Raw genomic sequence first — 26562 nt, forward strand, 5'->3', positions numbered from 1 at the left:
CTGTGGCTGAGCACGGGGGGGCCCCCCCAAACAACCCGGGCCCGGGGGGGGGGGGGGGGGGGGGGGGGGGGGGGGGGGGGGGGGGGGGCGGGGCGCCCCCCCCCCCCCCACGCTCGTTGCGGAACCGGACGCCGCCATCGTGTAATCGGTGACGCGGGTCTCACCACCCCCGGACGGGGGTGTCGTCCGGAAGGCGGCGGCCGACCCCGGCCGGCAGGAGGTACAACGCGTGAGCGGACCCGGCGAAGCGGTCGCACTGCGGGCGGCGCTGCTGCGGCTGCGGCGGGCGACCGGTCTGCCCGTCGCCTTCGGCGGCCTGCTGCCCGCCGGGGGCATGCCGGCCGGTCCGGTGCGGCTGTCCGCGCTGGCGGGTGCGGAGACGGGCGCGCTGCGCGGGCTGGCGATCCGGGGCGGCAACGGGCTCGGCGGGCGGGCGATGGCGCTGGCCCGGCCGTGCGCGGTGACCGACTACCCCGAGGCGCGCACCATCACCCACGACTACGACGAGCCGGTGGCGGCGGAGGGGCTGCGCTCGGTGGTGGCCGTGCCGGTGGTGGTCCGGCGCACGGTCCGGGGCGTGTTGTACGGGGCTCTGCGCAGCCCGCACGTCCTGGGCGACCGGGTGCTGGACGCGGCGGTGGCGGCGGCGCGGGACGTGGAGCAGGCGCTCGCGGTCGGGGACGAGGCGCGCGCCCTGCTGTCGGCGGCTGCCCCTGCCGAGGGCGTCCCGCCGGGCGCGTGGGAGACCGTCCGCGAGGCCCACGGCGCCCTCCGCGCCCTCGCCCCGCGGATCACGGACCCGGCCCTGCGGGAGGAACTCCTCGCGGTCTGCGGGCGCCTGGCCACGGCCTCCGCGCCGCCCCGCCGCCCCTTGGAACCGGGCCTCGGCGGGGTGGCGCTGACACCGCGTGAGCTGGACGTCCTCGCCTGCGTCGCCACCGGCGCGACCAACGCGAGGGCGGCGGCCCGGCTGGGCCTGCGCCCTGAGACCGTCAAGAGCTACCTCCGCTCCGCGATGCGCAAACTCGGCGCCCGCACCCGCCTGGAGGCGGTGACGGCCGCCCGGCGGGCGGGGGCCCTGCCGTAGGGTTGCCTGCCATGACCGGACTCGGACCCGTCGCCTGGCCACCCGCCCCGATCACGACCGAGCGGCTCCTCCTCCGCGAGTCCGAGGCCCGGGACCGCGCGCGGTTCATCGAGCTGTTCGCCTCCCCGGAGGTACGCGCCTACCTCGGCGGCCCCCGCCCCCGTGCCGAACTCGAACGCGCGGTGCCCACGACACCCGGGCGGCGCCCCGGCGTCTTCGTGGTCGACCTCGACGGCACGATGATCGGCACGGTCACCCTCGACCGCCGCACCCCGGACCGCCCGGGCCACCTCGGCCCGTCCGCCGGGGAGGCCGAACTCGGCTATCTCTTCCTGCCGGAGGCATGGGGCCACGGCTACGCCGCCGAGGCGTGCGCGGCGGCCCTCCACTGGTTCGCGAGCGCCCTACCCGGCGAACCGGTCGTCCTCCGCACCCAGACCGCCAACACCCGCGCGCTGCGCCTCGCGCTGAAGCTGGGCTTCACCGAGCGGGATCGCTTCGAGGAGTTCGGCGCGGAACAGTGGTTCGGCGTGCGTCCGCCGACGCCGCCGGCCGGCTGAGCCCGCCTCGTCGCGGGTCCGGCTAGGCTGGACTCCGCTTCCGGCACGAGGACGATCCGACGGCGAGCCGCCCGCCCCGTTGGCACGGACGGGCGGGACCGGCCCGGGACATCAGGACTGACGATGAGCGCAGCGGCCGACTACGGCAATGTGGACCCCGAACGGGCGCTCAAGTACGCCGTCCAGCACATCAGGGACGACCGCGCCCAGGTCATCGAGGGGATCATCGAGCCCGTCACGCCTACCTGGGACAACGAAGCGGCGGCGGAGTCGATCCGGGACCAGATCCGCCCGCGTGCCCGGGAGCTGGGGTGCGTGACCGGGTCGGGGAATCTCGATCTCCCCGGGTCGTCCAACTGGTACGTGCCCGACATCGCGGTCGTCCCCGCGGCTCGGGCGAAGGGCGCGACCGCCCTGCTTCCCGAGGACACCCTGCTCGTGGTGGAGGTGACCTCGGAGTCCAATCGGGACACCGATTTCGTCGTCAAGCGACGGCGCTACGCCGAGTACCACGCCCCGCTCTACCTTCTGGTCGACCGCCAGGAGCAGAGCGTCACCCTGTTCGCGGAGCCCGGGCGGCTCGGCTACACCAGGGTCGACGGTCCACACCCGTTCGGAGCGGTGATCCGGCTGCCCGAGCCGTTCGGCATCGACCTGGACACGGCGGAGCTGCGCTGACGCGGACAACGGACCGCCACCGGTATCACCTTGCCGACCGATGGCCTGCCCACGCGCGCCCCGCGTCGACGGCACGGGCCCGATACGCCCGCAGATCAGGGGGACCCTGTGCCGCGCGGGCGACCCAGTATTCGGTCAGGGCAGTCGCGAAGGCACTGACCGCGGTGTCGTCGGCCTGTCGGTAGGCGGGAACCCTGCCGGCCCACTCCTCCGCTTCGGCGGCTGTGTGTCCGGCGAGGACGAGTTGCGGCACGAGGAAGGCGGTGTCGATCCAGGCAGGTCCTCGGTGGGGCCAGGCCCAGTCGATAACCCGGATCCCACCGTCCTCGGTGATCAGGAGGTTGTCCGCGCGGAGGTCGCAGTGGAGCAGTGTGTCACCGCTGAAGTGCCGGTGGTCCGCTTCGGCGAGGACCGGGTTCGTGGTGAGGTCCGGGACGCCGGGGAGCCGGCACGGGGTGAGCGGTGCGTGAAGGCGGCTGACGGCGTCGAGGACGGGCTCCAGGTCCGGGGAACCGGGGGTCAGGTCGGGGTGGCGGCCGGTGAGGAAGTCGAAGACCAGCACCACCCACCCGGCGGCCTCGAACGAGCTGAGCAACCGCGGGCCGACCCCCGTCGGCAGTGCTCCGTTGGCGGCGGCTTCCGCCCGGTACATCTCCGCGGCCCCGGACTCGGCCGGAACGGCCTTGATGAACACGGCACCGCCGCCGGTCGGCAGTCGGACCCGTACGCCGGGGGTGAAGCCACCGGGGACGGGCGTGGTGGACCCGGTGGGGTCAAGGTCGGTCTCCAGCCGGGCGAGCACCGCGGCGGGCAGGTCGTCCCAGGTCGGGTTGGTCACGGCGGTCTCCAGGTGATCTCGACTGAGCTCCGCACGTCAGTCGCGCACCACACCCTCCCTCACGTCCCCCGGCAGGTCCGGGTGGAGGAGGGTCAGGGTGCGGTGGGCCTCCTTGGTCAGGGCCGTGCGCTGGGGGCGGGTGAGGGGGGTGAAGGGCTCCAGGGTGAGGAACGCCGCGGACGTGGTGGCCTCGGTGCGCCAAAGGCCCGCGACGAAGCCGTCCAGCAGGAAGGTGCGGAAGGCCTGGTTTCCCTTCCAGGTGCGGGGCTTGTGGTCGGCGGAGACGACGCGGGCGCGGTCCGCGTGGGACAGGAGGAGGTTGTCGAACTCGGGCAGCAGGCGCGGCGGGGCCGGGGTGTCCGGGTCGGGACGCGGGGCGTCGGGGAGGTCGAAGAGTTCGGTGCCCCGGGCGTCGTGGAAGACGAGGAGGTCGGGGCGGAGGCGTTCGAAGACCTCGCGCGTCCGGGTCAGGCCGGCCCAGGTCTGGAAGTCCTTGACCGAGGCGGGGCCGAAGGCGGCGAGGTAGCGCAGGACGGTGCCGTCCGGGTCGGGGGTCTCCTCGGCGGGGCGGCCGAACCAGTGCTCGGCGGTGGTCAGCGCGACCTGGCCGCTCCTCCCCCACAGGCCGCGCGGGGTGACCTGGACCAGCGGGAGGAGGCAGCGCGCGGCGACGGAGAGGGCGGGCGGGTCGGCGTCGGGCCAGTGGACGGTGAGGGCGTCCCGCAACTGGGCCATGGTGTGCGGGTGTTCCTCGACGAGTTCGCGGGTCAGCCGGGCCAGGCGCGGCAGGTCGACCCCGGGGAGCCGCCCCAGGAACTGGTGCAGTTCGCGGTCGCGGGCGGGCTGGACGAGGGGACGCAGGCCCAGGCAGTCGTCGGCGGTGTGGGTGTGGATGGTGGATCGCAGGGTGACCATCCGGGCCACGGTCCGGTCGGCCATGGCCGTGGACAGCGTCTCGGGGTCGAAGCCGTCGAGGCGGGCGGCGAGGGCGAGATAGGGCGGCTTGACGTTCTGCGCCTGGAGCCCGACGAGGTGCGTCACGGCCGCGACCGGGTCCATGTCCGCGCGCTCCAGGAGGAGTTGGCGGGCCAGCGTGGCCCGGTTGAGCGCGCGGGTGCCGAGCACGGGGTGCGGGTGCGGGGTCTTCGTCGCCATGGCCGTACGCTACCGAGGCTCAGGCTCACGGACAGGTGCCGGCCGCGACGGGGTCCGGCCCGCCCCGGCCGGTCCGGCTCAGGTGCCGGTGATCAGGCGGTCGACGGCCGCCGTGCCGGAGGACTTGTAGCCCGCGGTCATGGCCCGGGCCAGGCCGGGCCGGGAGACTCCGGGCTCGGGGGACGGCGGCGGCCCGAGCCGCGCCGGGGCGGCCTGGGGTTCCGCGTCCGGAGTGGGCAGCGGCAGGGGGAGGGGTGGGGGCAGGGGGACGAGGGCGGCGGGGGCAGGGGCCACGGACTCGGGGACGACCGCTCGCGGCACGGGAACGGGCCCGGTCGCGGGGGCGACGGCAGCCACCGGCTCGGCGAGGCCCCCCGCCGGCACCCCCGCCAGCATCGGCCGCGCCGCCTCCGGCACCGGCGGCGTCGGGGCCGTCACCCGCTGCCCGTAGAGGACCTGTTCCATCGCCCCGACGAGCCTCCGCACATCCGGCTCCGGCCGCACCACCAGGCGGACGAAGCGGCTGGAGCTGCCGATCTTGTTGCCGCACTCGCGGATCAGGACGCCGTGCTCGGCGAGCAGCCGGTCGCGCAGGACCGTTCCGTCGACGCCCTCGGGCAGGCGGACGTAGACGAAGTTGCCCTGGGAGGGGTAGACGGTGAGGCCCGGCAGCTGGGCCAGCGTCCGGGTCATGTCGTGGCGGTCCCGGCACACCTGCCGCAGGCTCTGCGCATACTCCCGGCCGTGCTCGCCGAGCATGAACACCACGGCCTCCGCGAAGGAGTTGAGGTTCCACTTGGGCAGCGCGGCCCGCACCCGGCCGGCGAGGGCCGGGTTGGCGACGAGGTAGCCGAAGCGGACGCCGTGCAGGCCGAAGTTCTTGCCCAGGCTCCGCAGCACGATCACATTGGGCCGGAGGACCGCCTCGGCGACCACGCTCACCTCGGGCCCCTCGTCGGCGAACTCCAGGAAGGACTCGTCCACGACCACCAGATCGAGGTCGTGGAGCTGGTCGAGGAGGGAGAGGACCTGGGGTCTGGTGAGCAGCCCGCCGTCGGGGTTGTTCGGGTTGCAGACGACGGCGGCGCGCGAGCCCCGGCTGCGGATGAAGCGGACGAACGCGTCCACGTCGAGGGCGAAGCCGCGCGCCTCGGGCAGCAGGAGCATGTCGACGCGCTTGCCGGTCTCCATGGGCTGGTCGGTCCAGCGGCCGAAGGTCGGCACCGGCACGGCCAGGGACTCGCGGACGAGGAGGTGGTCGATCCAGGTGATCAGCTCGGTGGAACCGTTGCCCATCGCGACGGTCTGCGGGTTGAGCCCGAGGACCCGGCACAGCTCGGCGGTGACGGTGTCGGCGCTGCTCGGGTAGTACGTGAGGATGTCCCGCAGCCGGGCGCCGAGTTCGTCGAACATGGCGGGCGTGGGGAAGTACGGATTGCAGGGGATGCAGAAGTCGGTGATCTCCCCGCCGGCCGCGCCGCCCGCCCGGCTGAGGGTGAAGTACGACGGGCTGTGCGCGGTGCTCGCGCGGAACAGTGCGGTGACGTTGCTGCCGGCCACGACATGCCTCCCGGGGACTGCCTGCTGCTGCCCACTCCTCGCACCGGCGGCGGACCCGCCCCGGCCGACGGGTGATACGGGCGGGGGCGGCCGGGCGTTCAGCGGCAGGCGGAGGCGTTCAGGAGTCTGCTCAGGGGTGTGTGCGGGCGTCCGGCGTCCGGAGGTCCGCGAAGAGGGCGTCGAGCGGGGCCGGGACGCGGTCCGGGGCCAGCGCCTCGACGAGGACCCGGCCGTAGTGGATCTTGCGGCCCTTCTTGGTGCCGAGGAAGCGCCGGAGCTGCTGCTCCGGGGCGCGGCCCTGCTGGGCGGGCTGGCGCAGGAAGGTCTCCAGGGCGCGGACTTCGCCCTCGTTCCGGATCAGTTCGGTCACCCGGGCGGGGCCGAGGACGCGGATGAGTTCGTCCTCCAGGTCCGCCGCGCAGACGTGGAACGAGGCGCCGGTCCCGTCCAGGGCGCGGGCGTAGTAGGGGCGTTCGCGTTCGTCGCAGAGCCCGGTGAGGCGCAGGCCGAGACCGGCCGGGCCGAGCAGGCGGGCGAAGCGGCCGACGCTCATCGCGCCGCCCATCGGCAGGACGCAGACGCCCTCGGCGGCCAGGTCCCGGCCGCGGGCCCCGGCCAGGGCGTCGACCGCGGCGGCGTCGCTCGGGCCTTCGAGGAGGACGACGGTCCGGACGGGCAGCCGGGCGGCCAGCTCGCGGGCGCGCTCGTCGTGTCCGCCGGGGCCGCCGGCCGCCCAGGTGGTGGCCGCGTCCCGGAACGCGTCCATGTCCGTGTCCGTGCCGGTGCTCACGATGTGCGTCATACGACGAGTCTGGTCCGCGTACGCCCGTCGCGGTAGCGGATTACGCGGGGGCGGGACCGGGCGGGGGCCTCAGGCCACCGACCCGATCCGCCCCGCCACCGCGTCCGGCCCGTCGTGGTGGATCGGCGTGTGCGCCCCGGTCAGGGAGACGCCCGACCCCCCGCGCCGGGTCGCGACGATCTCCGCCGCGATGGAGACCGCGGTCTCCTCCGGGGTGCGCGCCCCCAGGTCGAGCCCGATCGGGGAGCGCAGGCGGGTGAGTTCGAGTTCGGTGACGCCGACCTCGCGCAGCCGCCGGTTGCGGTCCTCGTGGGTGCGGCGGGAGCCCATCGCGCCGACGTAGGCGACGGGCAGCCGCAGCGCGCGTTCCAGCAGCGGGACGTCGAACTTGGCGTCGTGGGTGAGGACGCACAGCACGGTGCGTCCGTCGACGGCGGTGGCGTCCAGGTAGCGGTGGGGCCAGTCGACGACGATCTCGTCCGCGTCGGGGAAGCGGGTCCGGGTCGCGAAGACCGGGCGGGCGTCGCAGACGGTGACGTGGTAGCCGAGGAACTTGCCCGCGCGCACCAGCGCGGAGGCGAAGTCGATGGCCCCGAAGACGATCATGCGGGGCGGCGGGACGCTGGACTCGACCAGCAGGGTCAGGGGCTGCCCGCAGCGGGAGCCGTCCGCGCCGATGACGACGGTGCCGGTGCGGCCGGCGTCCAGCAGGGCCGCGGCCTCCCCGGCGGCGGTCCGGTCCAGCTCGGGGTGGCCGCCGAGGGTGCCCTCGTACCCGCCGCCGGGCCGGACGAGCAGGGCCCGGCCGGCCAGGTCGGCGGGGCCGTCGGTGATCCGGGCGACCGCCGCCGCCTCCCCTCGGGCGGCCGCGGCCAGCGCGGCCGCGAACACCTCCCGGGCGGGGGCGTCGGCGGGGACCGGGGTGACCAGGACGTCGATCACGCCGCCGCAGGTCAGGCCCACGGCGAAGGCGTCCTCGTCGCTGTAGCCGAAGCGTTCCAGGACGGTCCGGCCGTCCTGGAGCGCCTGGGTGCACAGCTCGTACACCGCGCCTTCCACGCATCCGCCGGAGACCGAGCCGATCGCGGTGCCCTCGCTGTCGACGGCGAGCGCGGCCCCGGGCTGGCGGGGTGCGCTGCCGCCGACCGCGACGACCGTGGCGACGGCGAAGGCGCGTCCCTGCTCGACCCACCGGTGGAGTTCTTCGGCGATGTCCAGCATCTGGGTTTCTCCTCGGAGTGTCGGAGTGGGGCGGGCAAGGGGGCGCGGGGCCGGCTACCCGACGCCGAGCCAGCCCTCGATCGGGCTGAGCGCGAAGTAGGCGAGGAAGACGGCCGTGAGCACCCACATCAGCCAGCCGATCTCGCGGACCTTGCCCTGGGCCGCCTTGATGACGACATGGGCGATGACACCGGCCGCGATACCGGCGGTGATCGAGTAGGTGAACGGCATCAGCACGGTCGTCAGGAAGACCGGGACGGAGGTCGCCGAGTCGGTCCAGTCGATGTGCCGGGCGTTGGTCAGCATCATCGAGCCGATGACGACCAGCGCGGCCGCCGCGACCTGCGAGGGGATGAGCTGCGCCAGTGGGGTGAAGAACAGGCAGAGGGTGAAGCCGAGGCCGGTGACCACGCTGGCGAGGCCGGTGCGCGCGCCGTCGCCGACGCCCGCGGTGGACTCGATGAACACCGTCTGTCCGGACGCGCCGGCGAAGCCGCCGATCGCGCCGCCCGCGCCGTCCACCGCGAGGGCGCGGTTCAGGCCGGGCATCTTGCCCTTCTCGTCGGCGAGGTTGGCCTGCTGGCCGATGCCGATGATGGTGCCCATGGCGTCGAAGAAGCCGGCGAGGACCAGGGTGAAGACGATGACGCCGACGGTGATGCCGCCGATGTCGCCGATGCCGCTGAAGGAGACGTTGCCGAACAGCCCGAAGTCGGGGGCGCTGACGATGGAGCCGCTCAGCTCGGGGGCGTTGAGCCCGCCCCAGGCGTCCCGGTCCAGCCCGGCGAACTGGTGGACGAGGGCGGCGAAGACGGTGCCGCCGACGATGCCGATGAGGATGGCGCCGGGGACCTTGCGGACCTGGAGGACGAAGATCAGCAGCACGGTCACCGAGAAGCAGAGGACCGGCCAGCCGGTGAGCATGTCATGGGTGCCGAGCTGGATGGGCTTGGCCCCGGCGACACCGCCCGGTCCGGGCATGGAGGTGACGAACCCGGCGGAGACCAGGCCGATGAGGCAGACGAAGAGGCCGATGCCCATCGTGATGGCGTGCTTCAGGGCGAGCGGTATCGCGTTCATGATCAGTTCGCGCAGGCCGGTGACGACCAGGAGCACGATGACCAGACCGTAGATCACGCACATGCCCATCGCGTTCGCCCAGGTCATCTCGGGTGCGACCTGGAAGGCGATGACGGCGGAGACGCTGAGTCCCGCGGCGAGGGCGAGCGGCACATTGCCGACGAGGCCCATGACGATCGTGGTGGCGGCCGCGGCGAACGCGGTCGCGGTGGTGAGCTGGTCGCCGTCGAGGCGCCCGCCGTTGACGTCCGGGACCGAGAGGATCACCGGGTTGAGCAGGATGATGTACGCCATCGCCATGAAGGTGGTGATGCCGCCGCGGACTTCGCGCCCGACGGTGGAACCGCGCCGGGTGATGTGGAAGTACCGGTCGAGCCAGGATCTTCCGGCGGGCTGGCGCGTGCCGGCGCCGGCGTCTTCCGCCGTGGTCCGCGGCTCGGTGGACTGCTGGGTCATGGTGCCTACTCCCAAGGTTCACAGGGGCACCCGCCGTGGAGATTGTGGATGGCGGGATTTGGGAAGGTGCTTCGGCTGCACGACCCGGGGGACGGCCCGAGATGAACGTGCTCTGCGGGGTCTTGCGGTTACTGCGGTCCTGCGGTTACTGCGGGGTCCTGCGGTGGTGCGTTCGTACGGGTTCTGCGGTGCTGCGGTGGTGCGGTCCGGTTCCGTCGCGGGCCCGGGAGCGGCCCGGGGGTCCGCGACGGAACCGGGCGATCAGGTGCCGGTGAGGTGCTCGGGGCGTACCGGCGTCCGGTTGAGTTCCAGCCCGGTCGCGTTCCGGATCGCCGCGAGGACGGCCGGGGTGGACGACAGGGTGGGGGCCTCGCCGATGCCGCGCAGCCCGTAGGGGGCGTGCTCGTCGGCGAGTTCGAGCACGTCGACCGGGATGGTCGGCGTGTCGAGGATGGTGGGGATCAGGTAGTCGGTGAACGACGGGTTCCTGACCTTGGCCGTCTTGGGGTCGACGATGATCTCCTCCATGACCGCCACGCCCAGGCCCTGGGTGGTGCCGCCCTGGATCTGGCCGACGACGGACAGCGGGTTGAGCGCCTTGCCGACGTCCTGGGCGCAGGCCAGTTCGATCACCTTGACCAGGCCGAGTTCGGTGTCGACCTCGACGACGGCCCGGTGCGCGGCGAAGGAGTACTGGACGTGGCCGTTGCCCTGGCCGGTGCGCAGGTCGAACGCCTCGGTGGGGCGGTGGCGCCACTCGGCCTCGATCTCGACGGCCTCGTTCTCCAGCACGTCCGCGAGGTCGGCCAGGACCTCGCCGCCGTCGGTGACGACCTTGCCGCCCTCCAGGAGGAGTTCGGCGGTGGCCCAGGCCGGGTGGTAGGAGCCGAACCTGCGGCGCCCGATCTCCAGGACCTTCTCGCGGACCAGCTCGCAGGAGTTCTTGACCGCGCCGCCGGTGACATAGGTCTGGCGGGAGGCCGAGGTGGAGCCGGCGGAGCCGACCTGGGTGTCGGCGGGGTGGATGGTCACCTGGGTGACGCCGAGTTCGGTGCGGGCGATCTGCGCGTGGACGGTGATGCCGCCCTGGCCGACCTCGGCCATCGCGGTGTGGACGACGGCGACGGGCTCGCCGCCGATGACCTCGATGCGCACCTTGGCGGTGGAGTAGTCGTCGAAGCCCTCGGAGAAGCCGACGTTCTTGATGCCGACCGCGTAGCCGACACCGCGGACGACGCCCTCGCCGTGGGTGGTGTTGGAGAGGCCGCCGGGCAGCGCGCGGACGTCGGCGCCCTCGGTGGTCTCCCACTGGCGCTCGGGCGGCAGCGGGCGGGCCTTGATACGGCGCAGCAGCTCGGCGACGGGCGCGGGTGAGTCCACGGGCTGGCCGGTGGGCAGCAGGGTGCCCTGCTCCATGGCGTTGAGCTGCCGAAGGGCGACCGGGTCCATGCCGAGGGCCTTGGCGAGCTTGTCCATCTGGGCCTCGTAGGCGAAGCACGCCTGGACCGCGCCGAAGCCGCGCATCGCGCCGCAGGGCGGGTTGTTGGTGTAGAGGGCGATCGCCTCGATGTCCACGTCCTCGACCACGTAGGGGCCGACGGAGAGGGAGGAGGCGTTGCCGACGACGGCCGGGGAGGCGGAGGCGTAGGCGCCGCCGTCCAGCACGATCCGGCAGCGCATATGGGTGAGCTTGCCGTCCTTGGTCGCGCCGTGCTCGTACCAGAGCTTCGCCGGGTGGCGGTGGACATGGCCGAAGAAGGACTCGAAGCGGTTGTAGACGATCTTGACGGGCTTGCCGGTGCGCAGCGCCAGCAGGCAGGCGTGGATCTGCATGGACAGGTCCTCGCGGCCGCCGAAGGCGCCGCCGACGCCGGAGAGCGTCATCCGGACCTTCTCCTCGGGCAGGCCGAGGACGGGGGCGATCTGCTTCAGGTCGGAGTGCAGCCACTGGGTGGCCACGTACAGGTCGACGCCGCCGTCCTCGCCGGGCACCGCGAGGCCGGACTCGGGGCCGAGGAAGGCCTGGTCCTGCATGCCGAAGGTGTACTCGCCGGAGACGATCACATCGGCGCGCTTCGCGGCCTCGTCGGCGTCCCCGCGGACGATGGGCTGGCGGTGGACGATGTTGGGGTGCGGGACGTGGCCCGCGTGGTGGTCGTCCCGGCCGGGGTGCAGCAGCGGCGCGCCGGGGGCGGTGGCGGACGCCTCGTCGGTGACGACGGGCAGCTCCCGGTACTCCACCTTGATCTTGGCGGCGGCGCGGCGGGCGGTCTCGGGGTGGTCGGCGGCCACCAGGGCGACCGGCTCACCATGGTGGCGGACCACACCGTTGGCGAGGACGGGGGTGTCCTGGATCTCCAGGCCGTAGTTCTTCACCTCGGTCGGCAGGTCCTCGTAGGTGAGGACCGCGTAGACACCGGCCTGGGCCAGGGCCTCGGAGGTGTCGATGGAGACGATCTCGGCGTGCGCGACGGTGGAGCGCAGGATCTGGCCCCACAGCATGTCCTCGTGCCACATGTCGGAGGAGTACGCGAACTCTCCGGTGACCTTGAGGGTGCCGTCGGGGCGGAGGGTGGACTCGCCGATGCCGCCCCGGGTCTGCGAGCCCTGGGTGACCTCGGTCGGGGTGCCGGCGGGGGCCGCGGCGGCCCGTGGATTCAGCGCCATGGTGGTCAGACCGCCTCTCCCTGGCGTTCCTGGCGGGCGGCCGCGAGGCGGACGGCGTCCAGGATCTTCTCGTAGCCCGTGCAGCGGCAGAGGTTGCCGGACAGGGCCTCGCGGATGTCCTCGTCGGTGGGCGAGGGGTTGTGCTCCAGCATCTCGTCGGCGGCGACCAGCAGGCCGGGGGTGCAGAAGCCGCACTGGACGGCGCCGGCGTCGATGAACGCCTGCTGGATCGGGGAGAGTTCGGTGCCCTCGCCGGTCTGTGAGTCGGTGCCCTTGGCCTGCCACTGCTGGGCGTCCTGGAGGCTGGTGCCCCCGGCCGCGGGCGCTCCGGAGCCGCAGGCGCCGGTGGCGCAGCCGCCGTGCTCCGCGCGCTGCTCGCGCTGCCTGGCGAAGTCGGCGAGGCCCTCGACGGTCACGACCTCGCGGCCCTCGACCTGGCCCGCGGCGACGAGACAGGAGCAGACCGGGACGCCGTCCAGGCGGACGGTGCAGGAGCCGCACTCGCCCTGCTCGCAGGCGTTCTTGGAGCCGGGCAGGCCGAGGCGCTCGCGCAGCACGTAGAGGAGGCTCTCGCCCTCCCAGACGTCGTCCGCCTCCTGGCGGCGTCCGTTGACGGTGAAGTTGACGCGCATGCCTATGCCGCTCCTTCCAGCGTGCGGGCGGTGCCGCGGTACTGCTCCCAGGTCCAGCCGAGGGTGCGGCGGGCCATGATGCCCACCGCGTGGCGGCGGTACTTCGCCGTGCCCCGCACGTCGTCGATCGGGTTGCAGGCGCCGGAGGCCAGCTCCGCGAACTGCTTGGCGATCGAGGGGGTGATGATGGCGCCGCTGTCCCAGAAGCCGCCCTCGTCCAGCGCGGCGTTGAGGAAGTCCTCCGCCTCGCGGGCGCGGACCGGGGTGGGCGCGGCGGAGCCGATGCCGGTGCGCACGGTCCGGGTATCGGGGTGCAGGGCCAGGCCGAACGCGCAGACCGCGATGACCATGGCGTTGCGGGTGCCGACCTTGGAGTACTGCTGCGGGCCGTCCGCCTTCCGGATGTGCACGGCGCGGATCAGCTCGTCCGGGGCGAGGGCGTTGCGCTTCACCCCGGTGTAGAACTCGTCGATCGGGATGAGCCGGGAGCCGCGCACGGACTCGGCCTCGACCTCGGCGCCCGCGGCGAGCAGCGCCGGGTGCGCGTCACCGGCCGGGGAGGCGGTGCCGAGGTTGCCGCCCACGCCGCCGCGGTTGCGGATCTGCGGGGAGGCGACGGTGTGCGAGGCGAGCGCCAGGCCGGGCAGCTCGGCGCGCAGATGCTCCATGATCTTCGTGTACGGGACGGAGGCACCCAGCCGGACGCTCTCGCCGCCGACCTCCCACTCGGTGAGCTCACCGATGCGGTTGAGGTCCAGGAGGTACTCGGGCCGGCGGTGGTCGAAGTTGATCTCGACCATCACATCGGTGCCGCCCGCGATGGGCACTGCTGTGGGGTGCTCCGCCTTCGCGGCGAGCGCCTCCTCCCAGCTTGCGGGACGAAGGAAGTCCATGAATGGCTCTCTTCTGCTTGAGCTGCTGCTTGAGCGCTTCTGCTGAGCGTTCTGATCGGGGTCCGTCGCAACGGGCCCGGGACGGCCGGCCCTCGACTGGATGTTCATGTGCTGTTCACGCGATGTGGTCCAGTACACAAGCGCCGAGGGGCGGGGTGCAGTCACCGAAACCATGAAGGAGTTGGCTGGTCGCCTCCCTCGTCTTGTAGATTCGAACGAAAGACGGAGATCGGCAACCTCGCCGTTTCTTCCCGGAAACCGTGGCCATGCCTTCCGTCCGGTATCAGCCATGGGGCGACCCTTGCCCGTCCGGCCCGGGCGAGCCCCACGGCCACCACGACGACGACCACCACGACTACGACGAGACAGATCGGCGGCGACGACATGCGGCTGCGCGCACTCCTGGACACCGAGGCCCTGGGGCTGCGGCTGCTCGGCGGCGAGGACGAGCTCGACCGCGGGGTGCGCGGGGTGATGACCACCGACCTCAAGGACCCGAGCCGCTATCTCTCCGGCGGCGAGCTGGTGCTCACGGGCCTGGCCTGGCGGCGCGGCCCGGAGGACTCGGAGCCCTTCGTGCGCATCCTGGCGGGCGCGCAGGTGGCCGGGCTCGCGGCGGGCGAGGCGGAGCTGGGCGACATCCCGGACGATCTCGTCGAGGCGTGTTCGCGCCACCGGCTGCCGCTCTTCGCGGTGAACGAATCCGTTGCGTTCGCAACCATCACGGAGTACGTGGTCCGGCAGGTGTCGGGCGAGCGGGCCGGGGACCTGGCCGCCGTCGTCGACAGGCACAGGAGGCTGATGACCTCCGGTCCGGCGGGCGGCGGCCCGGACGCGGTCCTGGACCTCCTCGGCTCCGACCTGGACCTGCGGGCCTGGGTCCTCTCCCCCACCGGCCGGCAGATCGCCGGGGCCGGCGCGGACCTGCCGCCCGCCGCCGGGGCGGCCCTCGCGGGCGAGCACCTGGCCGCGGTCCGCGCCGGCCGCCGCGCCCCGCACCGGGTCTCCCTCGACGGCACCGCGTACTCCCTGTTCCCGGTCCGCAACACCGCGCGGGGCGCGGCGCCCGCCGTCCGGGACGTACGGGAGAGCGTCCTCGCGGACTGGCTGCTCGCCGTGGAGGCGGACGCGGGCGACTGGCCGGCCGCGCGGCTGGACCTGCTCCAGGGCGTCACCCAGCTGATCGCGGTGGAACGCGACCGCCGGGAGGCCGCGCGCACGGTACGGCGGCGGCTGGCGCAGGAGGTGCTGGAGCTGGTCCAGGCGGCCGCCCCGCCGGCCGAGATCGCGGCCCGGCTGCGGGTGGCCGCGCCGGTGCTGCTGCCGGGTCTGGGCGCGGCCCCGCACTGGCAGGTGGTGGTCGCCCGGGTGGACTGGGCGGCCGAGCCGGAGGGCGGGTCCGGGGCCATGGCCCAGGCCCTGCTGGAGGAGGTCCTGGTAGACCCCGCCACGGTTGGGCCCGACCCGGCGGACCGGATCGCCGTCGCGCACACCGGCGAGGAGGCGATCGCGCTGGTGCCGCTGCCGGCCCTGAGCCCGGCGGATGCGGGCGCGGAGGCGGCGGGCGGCGCCGGCGCCGAGGGCAGGGACGGCGCGGAGACCGGCGGGGCGCCGCCGGTGCACGCGGGGCTGCACGCGGACGCGCTGCTGGAGTCGGTGCGCGCCCCGCTGTCCGCGGGTCTCGCGGACGACGGGCGCCTCACCCTGGGCGTCAGCGCGGCCGTGCACTCGGCGGAGGGGCTGCGCGGCGCGCTGGAGGAGGCCCGGCACGCCCGCCGGGTGGCGGCCGCCCGGCCCGGCCGGGTCTGCGCGGCGGGCCACCACGAGCTGGCCTCGCACGTCCTGCTGCTGCCGTTCGTCCCGGACGATGTACGGCGCGCGTTCACGGCCCGGCTGCTGGACCCGCTGCGCGACTACGACCGGCGCCACCGGGCGGAGCTGATCCCCACCCTGGAGGCCTTCCTCGACTGCGACGGCTCCTGGACGCGCTGCGCGGCCCGGCTGCATCTGCACGTCAACACCCTGCGCTACCGGGTGGGCCGGATCGAGCAGCTGACCGGCCGCGATCTGTCCCGGCTGGAGGACAAGCTGGACTTCTTCCTGGCCCTGCGGATGTCCTGACGGGCCCGGGCCCGGGCCGCGCGGCGGCGGGGGTGCGGTGGGGACGGCCCGTGGCGGGCCCTGCTCACCGGGCCGTGGCCGTACGGGCCGTCCCGCCGGTGCCGCGGGCTCAGCGGGGGTGCCGGTCCGGGGCGCGGGCCGTCAGCGGCGCGTCACAACCGCGTCCGGCGGCGGACGGCGGCGACCCGGAGGACGACGGCGACGGCCAGCAGCAGACAGGCCACGGCGGAGTACGCCCAGGCCGAGGTACCGCGCACCGCCGCGACCGCGCTCCACACGGCCCAGAGGGCGAGAAGCAGACACAGCGCCGTCCAGGCGATCGTCTGCCAGCGCGCCTGCAACTGCGCGAGCTGCCGCGTCCCGGGCAGCAGCGGATCGCGCCGCGGGTCCTGCCCGGGGTCCATCTCCGCGCTGCGGGTGGGCCCGGGGGCGGTCCGGTGGTCCGGGCCACGCCCGGCGGGCATGGCGGGGCCGGGGCCAGTGCCTGGCCGATGCTCCGGACCAGGCCCGGTGTCCGGGGCGGATTCGCCGCCCTGGGCGGGGCCGGGGCGGCTCGTGCCGAGCCCGTGGTCCGGCGAGGGGCCGCGCCCGCGATCCGGGCCGCCCCCGGCGGGGCCGGGGTCCGCGCGGAGCCCGGGGGGCCGGGGCCCGGTGGGTGCCGGGCCGCCGCCGTCGTCCGTCGCCCCGGCGGGGCGGGGCGTCGTCCGCCGGTGCGTACCGTGTCGTTCCATCTCGTCGCCTCTCGCCGTTCCTCCGCCGCGTCGGCGCGGCGGAGGAGTCCACCGGGCCGGGCGGCCGGTGCGGCCCGTGTACCCCGGGCCACCGGAGGTACGCGGCCACCCCGGCCCGGCCGGCCCCGAGGTCCGCGCGGCCTGCGAACTCTTCGGCGCGGCCTTCTCGTTGCAGCTCACGGTCATCGAGGAGAAGGAGCACGCCGAGGCCCTGCACACGGCGGTGGAGCGCACCGCGGAGGTCGCCGCCCTGCTGGACGGCGGGCCGTCCGAGTCGCTGGCCGCGCACACGGACGCCGTGCGCGAACTGGCGGGCGCCGACGGCTTGGTGCTGTGGCGGCTGCTCACGGGCCTGGTCCTGCGGCACGCGGAGACCCTGACGCGGCTCAACGAGGAGCTGCGGATGACCAATGCGGACCTGGACTCCTTCGCGCACGCCGCCGCCCACGACCTGAAGGAGCCGCTGCGCGGGATCTCCAACGCGGCCGTCCTCCTGCGCGAAGTGCCGCTGGCGAAGGTGCTGGACGCGGCCCTGGAGGTCGCCGGGCCGCGGCTGGCCGAGGAGCGGGGGACGGTGCTGCGCGGGGAGCTGCCGGTGGTCCGCGCGGACGGCGACCGGCTCTACGAGATCCTGGTCAACCTGCTGGTGAACGCGGCCAAGTACGCGGGCGACCACGACCGGCGCACGGTCGAGGTGGGCACCGGGACGGTGGTGCCGCCCGGCGGGAACGCGGCGGAGACGGCGGTCGTCGTACGGGACAACGGCAACGGCATCGGCATCCCGGCCGACCAGCACGAGGCGGTGTCCGCCCTGTTCCACCGGCTGCACGGACCGGCCGAGCGGGGCGGCGGCACGGGCGTGGGGCCGGCGGTCGTCAAGCGGATCGTGGAACGCCACCGCGGGCGGCTGTGGCTGGAGAGCACACCGGGCGAGGGCACGGCGTTCTGGTTCACTCTCGGGACTGGCGCCAGTAGTCGACCGCGCCCTTGAGGACGGTGCGGAAGAGGGTGAAGTTGACGGGCTTGTAGATGTAGCTGTCGGCCCCCTCCTCGTAGCAGCGCTCGACCTCGGCCGGGGCCGTGGAGGAGGTGAAGACCACCACCCGGATCCCGGCGAGCCTCGGCTCCGCGCGCAGGGCGCGCAGCAGCTTGTGGCCGCCGGTGCCGGGCATGTTGAGGTCCAGCAGGATCAGTCCGGGCAGGGTCGGCGAGGCCAGCAGTGTGCCGACCACCTTCTCGCCCCGGCGCACGAAGTCGAGCCGCAGGTCGGGGTGGGTGTACGCGAGGGCGCGTTCGATGGCCTCCGCGTCCTCGTCGGAGTCCTCGACCACCAGGACGCGGTCGTGGTCGGTCACGGTCTCGCCACCGAACACCGGGCTCACGGTCTCTCCTCCACATGTGCCACCAGCACGGCGGTGTCGTCGTCGCCGCGTGCCCTGAAGTCCGCCGCCATGTCGATCAGCCGCTCGGCGGCCGTCTTCGGTTCCCGGCCGCAGCGGCGGACCGCGTCCGCCAGCCGGTCCTCGAACATGCTCCCGTCGGCTCCCCGGGCCTCGGTCAGGCCGTCGGTGAAGAGCACGAGGGTGTCCCCGCGGGCCAGGCGCGCCACGGTGTGCGGGTGTTCGGCGTCCGGCACGACCCCGAGGAGCATCCCGGGCACCCGGACCGTCTCCACCGTGCCGTCGGCACGCAGCACCAGGGGGTGCGGATGCCCGCCGCCCGCGCTGGTGACGCGGTAGCCGCCGCCGTCCTCCGGTTCGAGGACGCAGACCAGCGCGGTGACGAAGCGGGAGGCCCCGTCGCGCACCAGGGCGGTGTTCAGGCGCTCCATGGCGCGGCCGGGCGGTACGCCGTCCTCCAGGAGGGTGCGCAGGGTGTGCCGGGCGAGGCCGGTCATGGCGGCGGCCTCCGCCCCGCGCCCGCACACGTCGCCGATGAACAGGGCCACCCGGTCCTCGTGGAGGACGGCGTCGTAGAAGTCGCCGCCGACGTCGAGGGAGGCGTCACCGACCGCGTACCCGGAGCTGAGCAGGACCCCGGGGTGGGTGGGGAGGGCGGGTGGCAGCAGATGGCGCTGGAGCTGTTCGACGTGCCGGCGCCGCTGGTCGTGGACGATGCTCGTGTGGATCGCGAGGGCCGCCCGGTGGGCGAGGTCGTCCAGCATCTGCGGGTCGGTCAGGCCGTCGTCGACGCGTTCGTAGAGGAAGGTCAGGGTGCCGAGGGTGCGGCCGCGGGCGCGCAGGGGTCTGACGCTGACGGCGCGGACCGAGGCGCCGGGCCCGTCCCCGCCGGGCCCGAAGGGGCTCTCGGCCAGGGCGTCGCCCCGCAGCAGCAGCCCCTCGCGCCGGGCGGTGACGCGCCGGAGCAGCCCGCCGAGCCAGAGGTCGTCCCGGGCGACACCGGCGAGCCAGTCCTGACCGGTCGCCGCGACATGCGCCCAGGCGACCGGTTCCAGTCCGGCGCCGGGCTCGGCGAGGTGGACCACGCAGCCCTCCGCGACGGCGGGGACGGCGAGCCGGGCGACCCGGCTGAGGGTGTCGGCGACGTCCAGGCTCTCGTCCATCTGGAGCGAGGCCTCGGCGAGGAGGGCGTCCTGGACCTGGCGGCGCTCGTGGGCGCGGGTGGCGAGGATGCGGCTGTTGATCGCCACCAGCACGTCGGCGACCTGGGTCAGCCGCTCGCGCAGCTCGGGCGTGAGGTCGGCGGGGTCGGCGACGCCGACGGAGAGGGCCGCCCAGTCGTCGCCGCCGAGGACGAACCGGGACTCCAGCACCACGCGGGCGCCGGCCTCGGCGCAGAGCCGCGCCTCGGGCTCGAAGGGGCCGGTGGGCTCTGTCCCGCCGGCGGGCGGGGCGAGGTCCGGGCCGGTGCCGGGTCGGGTGCCTGGCCCGGCCGCCGGGCTCGGGGCGTGGTCGGAGAGGACCGGGCCCGTGCGGCCGGCGACCGGGCCCGTGCGGCCGGCGTCCGCGTACAGCTCCCGGGCGCGGGCCGTGCCGTCGGCCGGGCCGGCGGTGGCGGGCGTACCCGTGACCGGGATGCCGTCCGCGGCGCCCTCGGTCAGTCTTCGGTAGTACGTCAGGGACGCGCCGCGCCAGCGGGTGCCGACCACGGCGACGACGCCCGGCTCGTCGATCAGGAGCCCGTAGACGTGGTCGGCCATGGCCGTCACGTCGTCGATGCGTTCCGTGACCATCCACAGGGCGTGCAGGCGCGCACCCCAGGAGCCCGCGGAGGACCGCTCCGCGGCTCCCTCGGCCCGGGCGTCCCCGCGCCCCGGCTCGGAGTGACGACCTGCCACGTGACCTCCCCTTTTTCCGTTCCGGACTCACAGCATGCTGCCCGCACGGTGGGCTGTGTCAATCGTGTGAGGAATCCCCCGGGATTCCGTCCCTGTTCCGACCCTTGATCTCAAGTGCGCTTGAGGTTCTACGTTTCCTTTGACGGGCCCGGCGAGACCGGCCGGCGAGAAGGGGATGTGGTGGCGATGCGGGCGATCCAGGTACGCGAGTTCGGCGGTCCGGAGGTGCTGGTCCTCGGTGAGGTCCCGGCCCCGGTGGCCGGTCCGGGCCAGGCCGTGGTGGGCCTGGAGGCGGCCGACGTGATCTACCTCGACACCCTGCTGCGCGGCGGCTGGGGCGGCGACTGGTTCCCCGTCCGGCCGCCGTACGTCCCCGGCGGGGGCGGCGCGGGGCGGGTGCTGTCCGTGGGCGAGGGGGTGGACCCGGCGTGGGTCGGCCGCCGGGTCGTGGCCCGGGGCGAGGGCGGCTACGCCGAGCGGATGGCCGTCGCCGCGGACGGGATGGTCGCGGTCCCCGAGGGGGTGGGGCCCGCCGAGGCGGCGGCCCTGGTCCACGACGGGGTGACGGCCCTGACGCTGGCCGGGGACGCGGAGATCCGCCCGGGCGAACGGGTCCTGGTGGCGGCGGCCGCGGGCGGGGCGGGTTCGCTGCTGGTGCAGTTGGCGCGGGACGCGGGGGCCCGGGTGGTCGCGGCGGCACGCGGCGAGCGCAAGCTCGCGCTCGCCCGCGAACTGGGCGCGGAGACCGTGGTCGACTACACGCGCGAGGACTGGCCCCGGCTGGTCCGCGAGGAGACTGGGAGGTGTCCGGCGGATCAGGGGCGGACAGGACGCGGCGTCTGGTGCATGGGGCCTCCCCGGGCCCGCAAGGGCCCAGGGGACGCATCGCAAGGCGCCGGGATGCCTTCATAGCGGAGCTATTCAGGCATTGCGGCAACGCGGCGTGGGGGTACCTCCCGGCGAAGCCAGGGGGAGTGCCGTGCCAGGCGTCGTGGCCCCGGCCAAGATCCGCCGGACACCTCCTTGCGACACGGGCTTGGACCTGGCCTTCGACGGCGCGGGCGGGGACCTCGGCCGGGCGGTCTTCGAGACGGTGGCGCCCGGGGGCCGCTTCGTCACCTACGACACCTCGGACGGCGGCTTCACCGAGATCCCCGCCGCGACGGCCGGGGAGCGCGGGGTCCGCGTGACCAACGCGCTGAAGTCCGGTCCGCCGGCCCCGGCCGCCGTCCACGACCTCCTCACCCGGGCTCTGGCCCTGACCGCGCGGGGCCGCCTGCGCCCGGCCATCGGCGCGACGTACCCGCTGGCGCGCGCCGCCGAGGCGCACGGGGCGCTGGCGCGGCGGGCGACGGTGGGGAAGTCGCTGCTCCTGCCGTGACGGGGGCCGCCCCTGACCCCGCCCGGGCCCGGGTCAGGGGGCGCGGCGGGTCACGCGGGTGAACTCGCCGCCCTCCCGCGTCAGTTCGTCCCAGGTGCCCGTCTGCGCCACCCGCCCCGACGCCAGGACGGCGATCCGGTCGGCGCGGCGGATCGTGGCGGGGCGGTGGGCGATGAGGATCGTCGTCCGGGTGCCCGCCCCCGCCCGCAGGGCGGCCGCGACGGCCGCGTCCGCCTCCGCGTCGAGGTTGGCCGTCGTCTCGTCCAGGACCAGCACCCGCGGGTCGGCCAGGAGCGCCCGGGCGAGGGCGACGCGGGCCCGCTGGCCGCCGGACAGAGTGGTGCCGCGTTCCCCGACGGGGGTGGCCCAGCCGTCCGGCAGCTCCGCCGCCAGGCGGTCGACGCCCGCGACCCGGGCCGCCTCCGCGAGCCGTTCGGCCGGTGCGTCGGGTGCGGCGAGGCGCAGGTTCTCCTCCAGCGAGCCGTGGAACAGCGGCGCCTCCTGCCCGACGACGGCGACCAGCCGGCGCAGCTCCGGGTCCGCCAGCTCGCGCAGGTCCACGGCCTCGCCCGCGTCCGGCCCGAGCAGCACGTCCCCCTGGTGCGGGTCCCAGAAGCGGGCGAGCAGATGCGCGCAGGTGGACTTGCCCGCGCCGGACGCCCCGATCAGCGCCAGGGTCTCGCCGGCCCGGACGGCCAGGTCGAGGCCGTCCAGCACGGGCGCGCCGCCGTAGTCGAAGCGGACGCCCCGCATCCGCACTCCGAGGGGCCCCTCGGGCGGCGCGACGGGGGCCGCGGGGGCGGGCGCGACGGCCGGGGCGCGCACCGCCGCCCCGACCCGGGACGCGGCCGCCCGCAGCCCGCCCGCCTGCGCGAGGGCGGCGGCGGAGTCGGCGACGGGCGCGAGGACGCCGAGGGCGAGCGCCATCGCCGCGGGGGCCCACGCCCCGGCGAGGGTGTGCGCGGCGGCCGCGACGACTCCGACGACGGCCACGACGACGAGCAGGTCCCGCACGGCCGCCGCGTCCGCCTCGCGGGACGCCTCGGCGCGCTGGGCCTCGCCGAGACGCGCGCCCAGCGCGCGGAGCCGGGCCCGGCGGCCGTCGACGGCGCCGAAGGCGAGCAGCTCGCGGAGCCCGTCGACGGTCTCGACGGTCTCCGCCGACAGCTCCGCCGCCGCGGCCCTGGTCCTGGCCCCGCGCCGGGCCCGGCCGGGCGCCTCCAGCACCGGGGCGAGCAGCAGCAGCGCGGCGACCGGCAGCACGGCGGCGAGCAGCCACGGGTCGAGGACGGCGAGCACGACGCTCCCCGCGCCGAACGCGGCTCCGGTGGCGAGGAGTTGGGCCACCGCGTGCGCGTAGAAGAACTCCAGCGCCTCGACGTCCCCGAGCGCGGCCGACGCCAGGTCACCGCTCCGGCGGCCGCCGACCCGCGCGGGGGCGCTGCGGGCGAGACCGTCGAAGACGCGCACGCGGAGTTCGGCGAGGACCCGGTAGGCGAGGTCGTGGGAGAGGTCCATCTCCCGCCAGGTCGTCCACGCGCGCAGCAGCACCAGCCCGATGAGCGCGACCACCGTGCCGGGCGCGGGCGGGTCGCCTTCCACGACGGCCGTGCCGACCGTGTGCGCGGCGAGCGTGACGAGCACGACCAGCGCGAGCTGCCCGGCGAACGTGGCGCCGAAGGTCCGCACGGTCATCCCCCGATGCGCCCCGAGCACGGGCAACAGGGCGCGCAGCGCCCCGCGTTCGGGCGCGTCGGCGCGTGAGGGCTCGCCTCCGGGCGGGACGGCGTCCGGACCGCCGGGGGACGGGGGTGGGGGTGCGGCGCAGGCGGTGTCAGGGGCTCCCTCGGTCACGTCAGCACCGGAAGGCGCCGGGGCGATCTCGGGGCCGCGCCCGGGCAGGCCGGTGCCGGGGCGCGCGGGCCCTGCGGACGGCCCGGGCGCGGGGACGGCCGGTCCCGGCGGGGCCACATCGCCCCGGGCACGGCCGGGTGTGTCCGGTACGGCGGGGGCGGGCCCTTCGAAAGACCCGTGCCCGAGGCGCGCCCGGTCCGCGGCGGGGCGACGCGGGGCAGGGGTCGCGTTCATGCCGCCCTCCCCCGCTCCGGCGCGCCCGCGCCGATCAGGCGGGCGTAGACGCCGTCCGCCGCGGCCAGGCGGGTGTGGTCGCCGACCGCGTCCACCCGGCCGTCGTCGAGGACGACGATCCGGTCCGCGTGGCGGACCGAGTCCAGGCGGTGGGCGACCACCAGACAGGTCCGCCCCCGCGCCGCGCGCATCAGTTCGCGGACGATCTCCGCCTCGCGGCGCTCGTCGACCGCGCTCGTCGCCTCGTCGAGGACGAGGACCGGCGCATCCGAGAGCAACGCCCGTGCCAGGGCGAGCCGTTGGCGCTGGCCGCCGGAGAGGTTGGCACCGCGCTCGCCGACGAGCGTCGCATACCCCTCGGGCAGCCGCAGGATCTCGTCGTGCACGCCCGCCGCGCGCGCCGCCGCGTGCAGCGCGGCGTCCTCGGCATCCGGCGCGCCGAGGCGCAGGTTGTCGGCGACGCTGCCGTGGAAGAGGTAGGTCTGCTGGGAGACGACGGCCGTCGAACGGCGCAGCGAGGCGAGGGTGTAGGAGGCCGCGTCGTGGCCACCGACCACCACCCGGCCGGCGTCCGGGTCCGCGTTCCGCAGCAGCAGCCCCAGCAGCGTGGACTTGCCCGCGCCGGACGGCCCGACGACCGCCGTGACGCACCCGGCCGGGGCCGTGAAGTCCACGCCCCGCAGGGCGGGCCGGGCGGCGCCGGGGTGGGTGAACCGGACGTCCTCGAACCGGATCTCGGGCGGGGTGCGCCACTCGGCGGGGCGGGTCCCGTCGTCCGGCACACCGCCGGGCGCCGTGCGCAGCTCCGCGATGCCGTCGGCGGCGGAGACGCCCAGATAGCCCGCGTGCCACTCGCGCGACAGGTCCCGCACGGGCCGGAAGCACTCGGAGGCGAGCATCAGCACCAGGTACGTGCCCGTGGGCGCGGCGCTCCCGGACACGGCGGACCCGCAGGCCACCAGGACCGCGGCGACCGTGCCGCCCTGCACCGCGAGATCGGTGATGCCCGTGTCGACCAGGGAGACGCGCAGTTTGGCGACGGTCGCCCGGTGCAGCGCGGCCGAACGCTCCTCCAGCCGTTCGCGCACCCGGCCCACCGCGCCGGCGGCGCGCAGGGCGGGCATCCCCTGGAGGGCCTCCAGATAGTCGGCGGACAGGGCCTCGTACGCGCCCCAGTGCTGCTGCCCCCGGCGCTCCAGGAGCTTGTCCCACCAGCGCGGGGCGAACAGCGCGAGCAGCAGGGCGGGGCCGAGGGCGAGGGCGGCGAGGGGTTCGACGAGGGCGACGGCGGCGAGCAGCAGCGGCGGCAGGGCGCAGGTGACCAGCAGTTGGGGCAGATAGCGCGAGACGTACGCGTCCACGCCCTCGACGCCGTCGACCAGCGTCGCCCGGACCGCGCCGGCGCGGGTGTGCGCGTCCCGCGGGGGCCCGGTGCGGGCGAGCCGGGCGAGGAGGTCGTCGCGCAGCCGGGTCCGCACGGCCGAACCGGCGCGGACGGCGGTACGCCGCTGGGCGCGGGCGAGGAGCACCCGCACCAGGACGGCGGCGAGCACCCCGCCGAGCAGGGGCGGCAGCGCGGCGGTGTCGCCGCACGCGATCCGGGCCAGGGCCAGGGCGAGCAGTACGGCCTGGGCGAGGTGGGTGAGCGCGACGGCGGCGAGCAGAGCGCTCGCCCCGAGCAGCGGCGCACGGGCCGTGCGCGCGGCGCGCAGCAGTTCGGGGTGCAGCATCATGAGGCGTCGTCTCCAGGGCGCGGTACGGGTGTTGTATGCGGGGCGGACATGGGTGGTGGACAGTTGTGCGGCCCCGATGTGGGTGGTGGGGACATCTGGCGCCCCGACATGTGCGACGGGGACGTGTGCGACACGGCCACGTGTGGCGCGGACGTGTGCGTCGCAGACATGTGTGCCGCCAACATGTGTGGGGCCGACATGTGTGGGGCGGACATGTGCGGCGCGAACGTCCGGCCGAGGGCGAGCCCGTGGAGGACCCGGTTCCGGCCGGGCGCGTCGCCCAACGCCGCCCCCAGGTCCGCGTCCTGCCAGGAGCCGACCGGCCGGGACGGCAACCCCCGCGCCGTGGCCAGGGCCTGGGCGACGCCGACCCCGTACCCGGCGGCCAGGTGCTCGCGTCGCACCCGCTCGGGCGGAGCGTCGTCGGGGCAGCCGTGGGCGAGCAGCACCGCCCCCGCCGCCGCGATCCACCCCTGCCGCGCGCCCCAAAGGGCCAGCGTGGGCAGCACCTCCCCGTGCGCGACCCGGACCAGCCCGCCATCCGGGCCGCCATCCGGCCCGCCATCCGTGCCGCCCGGTGCCAGCGCCAGCAGACCGGGTTCCGGTCCCCCCACGGCAAGGCACCACCCCGGACCCCGCCCCGGGCCCGAACCCGCCGCCGCCAGGAGGCAGGCCAGGGCATCGGCGTCCGGCACCCCCGTGAAGCCCGGCTCGGCACTGCGCCGCCCAAGCAGCACATGCCCCGGCAACGGCGCCGGGGCCGCGCACCACGTCGGCCGCCCGGACCCGCCCGCCGCCGCCAGCACGCCCAGCACGGCCCGCGCGCTCGCCAGGTCACTCCGCTCCCCGGCAGAGGCAACGCCCCCGCCCGGACCCGGGTCCGTCCCGCCCGCGGCCCACTCCAGCAGCGCGCCCGCGTCCGTCCCCGGGGTCAACCGGGCGGCGGCGAGGGCCGGTTCGGCCACCCGGCCACCCAGCGCGGCCGACAGCAGCGCCCCCGGCGCGTCCAGGGACACGGCCGGTGCGCCCGCCAGGGCGAGTGCGGCGGCCGCGTGGCCGAGGTCCAGGAGGACCAGCGGCCAGGCCCGGTGCCCGTAGTGGGAGACGGTCCTGCGCGCCACGGCCGTCAGCACGGCCACCGCTCCGTCCGGCGCGCCCCCGACCGGCACCGCACCACCGCCACGCCGGTGCAGCCGGTGCAGGCGGTGCCGGGCCGGGTCGTACGCGTAGCGCCCCGGCGGCAGACCGCACCCCGACCCCAGCAGCAGATGGGTGTCGACGGGGTGCAGCCCGCCCGCCGAGGCCGCCGGGCGGAACCGGGTCCCGGCCAGCGCGTGCCGCAGCACGCGGTCGACGCGTGCGGGCACTGGCAGCGGCGGGCCCGGCAGTTCGGGGCGCGCGCGTCCGGCCGGGGTGTCCGGGCCGGGGGCGTCACCCGAACGGGCCCGCGCCAGCGCCTCCCGGACCAGCCGCCGCGCGCCGTCCGCGCCCTCCGCCCCGGCGCCCTCCGCCCCGGCGGCGTCGGCCCCGGTCACCGGCCCGGTCGTCCCCGTCATCGCGCTCGTCCCCGTCATGCCCGTC

General features: G+C 75.6%; 21 protein-coding genes and 1 pseudogene. 7 read left to right on the forward strand and 15 right to left on the reverse strand.

Annotated elements, in window-relative coordinates:
* Positions 1 to 229 precede the first annotated feature (229 nt).
* The 3 genes from ABZ457_RS23560 to ABZ457_RS23570 all read left to right on the forward strand — a co-directional run bounded on the left by ABZ457_RS23560 (position 230) and on the right by ABZ457_RS23570 (position 2325).
* Positions 230 to 1087 carry a helix-turn-helix transcriptional regulator gene (locus ABZ457_RS23560; protein ID WP_359160440.1) on the forward strand — a complete coding sequence of 286 codons (858 nt, stop codon included), beginning with the start codon at positions 230 to 232 and terminating at the stop codon, positions 1085 to 1087.
* An 11-nt stretch (positions 1088 to 1098) separates the two neighbouring features.
* Positions 1099 to 1647 (forward strand): GNAT family N-acetyltransferase, encoded by a 549-nt coding sequence (locus ABZ457_RS23565; protein ID WP_359160443.1) that lies wholly within the window; start codon positions 1099 to 1101, stop codon positions 1645 to 1647.
* A 123-nt stretch (positions 1648 to 1770) separates the two neighbouring features.
* Positions 1771 to 2325: a Uma2 family endonuclease gene (locus tag ABZ457_RS23570; RefSeq protein ID WP_359160446.1), complete on the forward strand. Its 555-nt coding sequence runs from the start codon at positions 1771 to 1773 to the stop codon at positions 2323 to 2325.
* A 25-nt stretch (positions 2326 to 2350) separates the two neighbouring features.
* On the opposite strand, the gene ABZ457_RS23575 is transcribed toward ABZ457_RS23570, so the two are convergent.
* The 9 genes from ABZ457_RS23575 to ABZ457_RS23615 form a co-directional block, all read right to left on the reverse strand.
* Positions 2351 to 3163 carry a hypothetical protein gene (locus ABZ457_RS23575; protein ID WP_359160449.1) on the reverse strand — a complete coding sequence of 271 codons (813 nt, stop codon included), beginning with the start codon at positions 3161 to 3163 and terminating at the stop codon, positions 2351 to 2353.
* A gap of 36 nt (positions 3164 to 3199) precedes the next feature.
* Complete coding sequence (locus ABZ457_RS23580) at positions 3200 to 4318, reverse strand: winged helix DNA-binding domain-containing protein (RefSeq protein ID WP_359160452.1); 1119 nt, start codon at positions 4316 to 4318, stop codon at positions 3200 to 3202.
* 78 nt (positions 4319 to 4396) lie between these two features.
* Complete coding sequence (locus ABZ457_RS23585; RefSeq protein WP_359160455.1) at positions 4397 to 5878, reverse strand: histidinol-phosphate transaminase; 1482 nt, start codon at positions 5876 to 5878, stop codon at positions 4397 to 4399.
* Between the two features lie 130 nt (positions 5879 to 6008).
* Positions 6009 to 6680, reverse strand: a complete 672-nt coding sequence (locus ABZ457_RS23590; protein WP_359160459.1) for a TOPRIM nucleotidyl transferase/hydrolase domain-containing protein — start codon at positions 6678 to 6680, stop codon at positions 6009 to 6011.
* Between the two features lie 69 nt (positions 6681 to 6749).
* Positions 6750 to 7901: an XdhC/CoxI family protein gene (locus ABZ457_RS23595; protein ID WP_359160462.1), complete on the reverse strand. Its 1152-nt coding sequence runs from the start codon at positions 7899 to 7901 to the stop codon at positions 6750 to 6752.
* A 54-nt stretch (positions 7902 to 7955) separates the two neighbouring features.
* Positions 7956 to 9437, reverse strand: coding sequence for an NCS2 family permease (locus ABZ457_RS23600; protein ID WP_359160465.1), 1482 nt, complete (start codon positions 9435 to 9437; stop codon positions 7956 to 7958).
* 261 nt (positions 9438 to 9698) lie between these two features.
* A complete protein-coding gene (locus tag ABZ457_RS23605; RefSeq protein WP_359160468.1) occupies positions 9699 to 12104 on the reverse strand; it encodes a molybdopterin cofactor-binding domain-containing protein in 2406 nt (801 codons plus the stop codon).
* 5 nt (positions 12105 to 12109) lie between these two features.
* Positions 12110 to 12736 (reverse strand): (2Fe-2S)-binding protein, encoded by a 627-nt coding sequence (locus tag ABZ457_RS23610; protein ID WP_359160471.1) that lies wholly within the window; start codon positions 12734 to 12736, stop codon positions 12110 to 12112.
* 2 nt (positions 12737 to 12738) lie between these two features.
* The gene (locus ABZ457_RS23615; RefSeq protein ID WP_359160474.1) at positions 12739 to 13629 is read right to left on the reverse strand and encodes a xanthine dehydrogenase family protein subunit M; all 891 of its coding nucleotides are present in this window, start codon (positions 13627 to 13629) and stop codon (positions 12739 to 12741) included.
* 384 nt (positions 13630 to 14013) lie between these two features.
* Here ABZ457_RS23615 and ABZ457_RS23620 point away from each other — a divergent pair, with 384 nt between their 5' ends.
* Positions 14014 to 15750 (forward strand): PucR family transcriptional regulator ligand-binding domain-containing protein, encoded by a 1737-nt coding sequence (locus ABZ457_RS23620; protein WP_359160477.1) that lies wholly within the window; start codon positions 14014 to 14016, stop codon positions 15748 to 15750.
* A gap of 152 nt (positions 15751 to 15902) precedes the next feature.
* Here ABZ457_RS23620 and ABZ457_RS23625 read toward each other — a convergent pair whose 3' ends face one another.
* Complete coding sequence (locus ABZ457_RS23625; protein WP_359160479.1) at positions 15903 to 16214, reverse strand: hypothetical protein; 312 nt, start codon at positions 16212 to 16214, stop codon at positions 15903 to 15905.
* A gap of 365 nt (positions 16215 to 16579) precedes the next feature.
* Between ABZ457_RS23625 and ABZ457_RS23630 the strand changes: the two are divergent.
* Positions 16580 to 17472, forward strand: a pseudogene (locus ABZ457_RS23630) (ATP-binding protein); the annotation flags it as partial.
* Here the strand turns inward: ABZ457_RS23630 and ABZ457_RS23635 are convergent.
* Both ABZ457_RS23635 and ABZ457_RS23640 read right to left on the reverse strand, forming a co-directional pair.
* A complete protein-coding gene (locus ABZ457_RS23635; RefSeq protein WP_359160482.1) occupies positions 17432 to 17863 on the reverse strand; it encodes a response regulator in 432 nt (143 codons plus the stop codon). The pseudogene ABZ457_RS23630 and the gene ABZ457_RS23635 overlap by 41 nt on opposite strands.
* A complete protein-coding gene (locus ABZ457_RS23640) occupies positions 17860 to 19779 on the reverse strand; it encodes a GAF domain-containing SpoIIE family protein phosphatase (protein WP_359160485.1) in 1920 nt (639 codons plus the stop codon). The genes ABZ457_RS23635 and ABZ457_RS23640 overlap by 4 nt, the downstream gene beginning before the upstream one ends.
* Positions 19780 to 19965: 186 nt before the next feature.
* Here ABZ457_RS23640 and ABZ457_RS23645 point away from each other — a divergent pair, with 186 nt between their 5' ends.
* Positions 19966 to 20691 (forward strand): zinc-binding dehydrogenase, encoded by a 726-nt coding sequence (locus ABZ457_RS23645; protein ID WP_359160488.1) that lies wholly within the window; start codon positions 19966 to 19968, stop codon positions 20689 to 20691.
* A 67-nt stretch (positions 20692 to 20758) separates the two neighbouring features.
* A complete protein-coding gene (locus ABZ457_RS23650; RefSeq protein ID WP_359160491.1) occupies positions 20759 to 21160 on the forward strand; it encodes a zinc-binding dehydrogenase in 402 nt (133 codons plus the stop codon).
* A 33-nt stretch (positions 21161 to 21193) separates the two neighbouring features.
* On the opposite strand, the gene ABZ457_RS23655 is transcribed toward ABZ457_RS23650, so the two are convergent.
* The 3 genes from ABZ457_RS23655 to ABZ457_RS23665 form a co-directional block, all read right to left on the reverse strand.
* Positions 21194 to 22855, reverse strand: coding sequence for an ABC transporter ATP-binding protein (locus tag ABZ457_RS23655; RefSeq protein ID WP_359160551.1), 1662 nt, complete (start codon positions 22853 to 22855; stop codon positions 21194 to 21196).
* 389 nt (positions 22856 to 23244) lie between these two features.
* Entirely contained in the window at positions 23245 to 24981 is a 1737-nt protein-coding gene (locus ABZ457_RS23660; protein WP_359160494.1) for an ATP-binding cassette domain-containing protein, read from the reverse strand.
* On the reverse strand, positions 24978 to 26555 hold the full coding sequence (locus ABZ457_RS23665) for a nitroreductase (protein ID WP_359160496.1): 1578 nt from the start codon (positions 26553 to 26555) through the stop codon (positions 24978 to 24980). The genes ABZ457_RS23660 and ABZ457_RS23665 overlap by 4 nt, the downstream gene beginning before the upstream one ends.
* Between the last annotated feature and the right edge of the window lie 7 nt (positions 26556 to 26562).

The sequence above is a fragment of the Streptomyces sp. NPDC005805 genome (assembly GCF_040630445.1).
Taxonomy (GTDB): Bacteria; Actinomycetota; Actinomycetes; order Streptomycetales; family Streptomycetaceae; genus Streptomyces.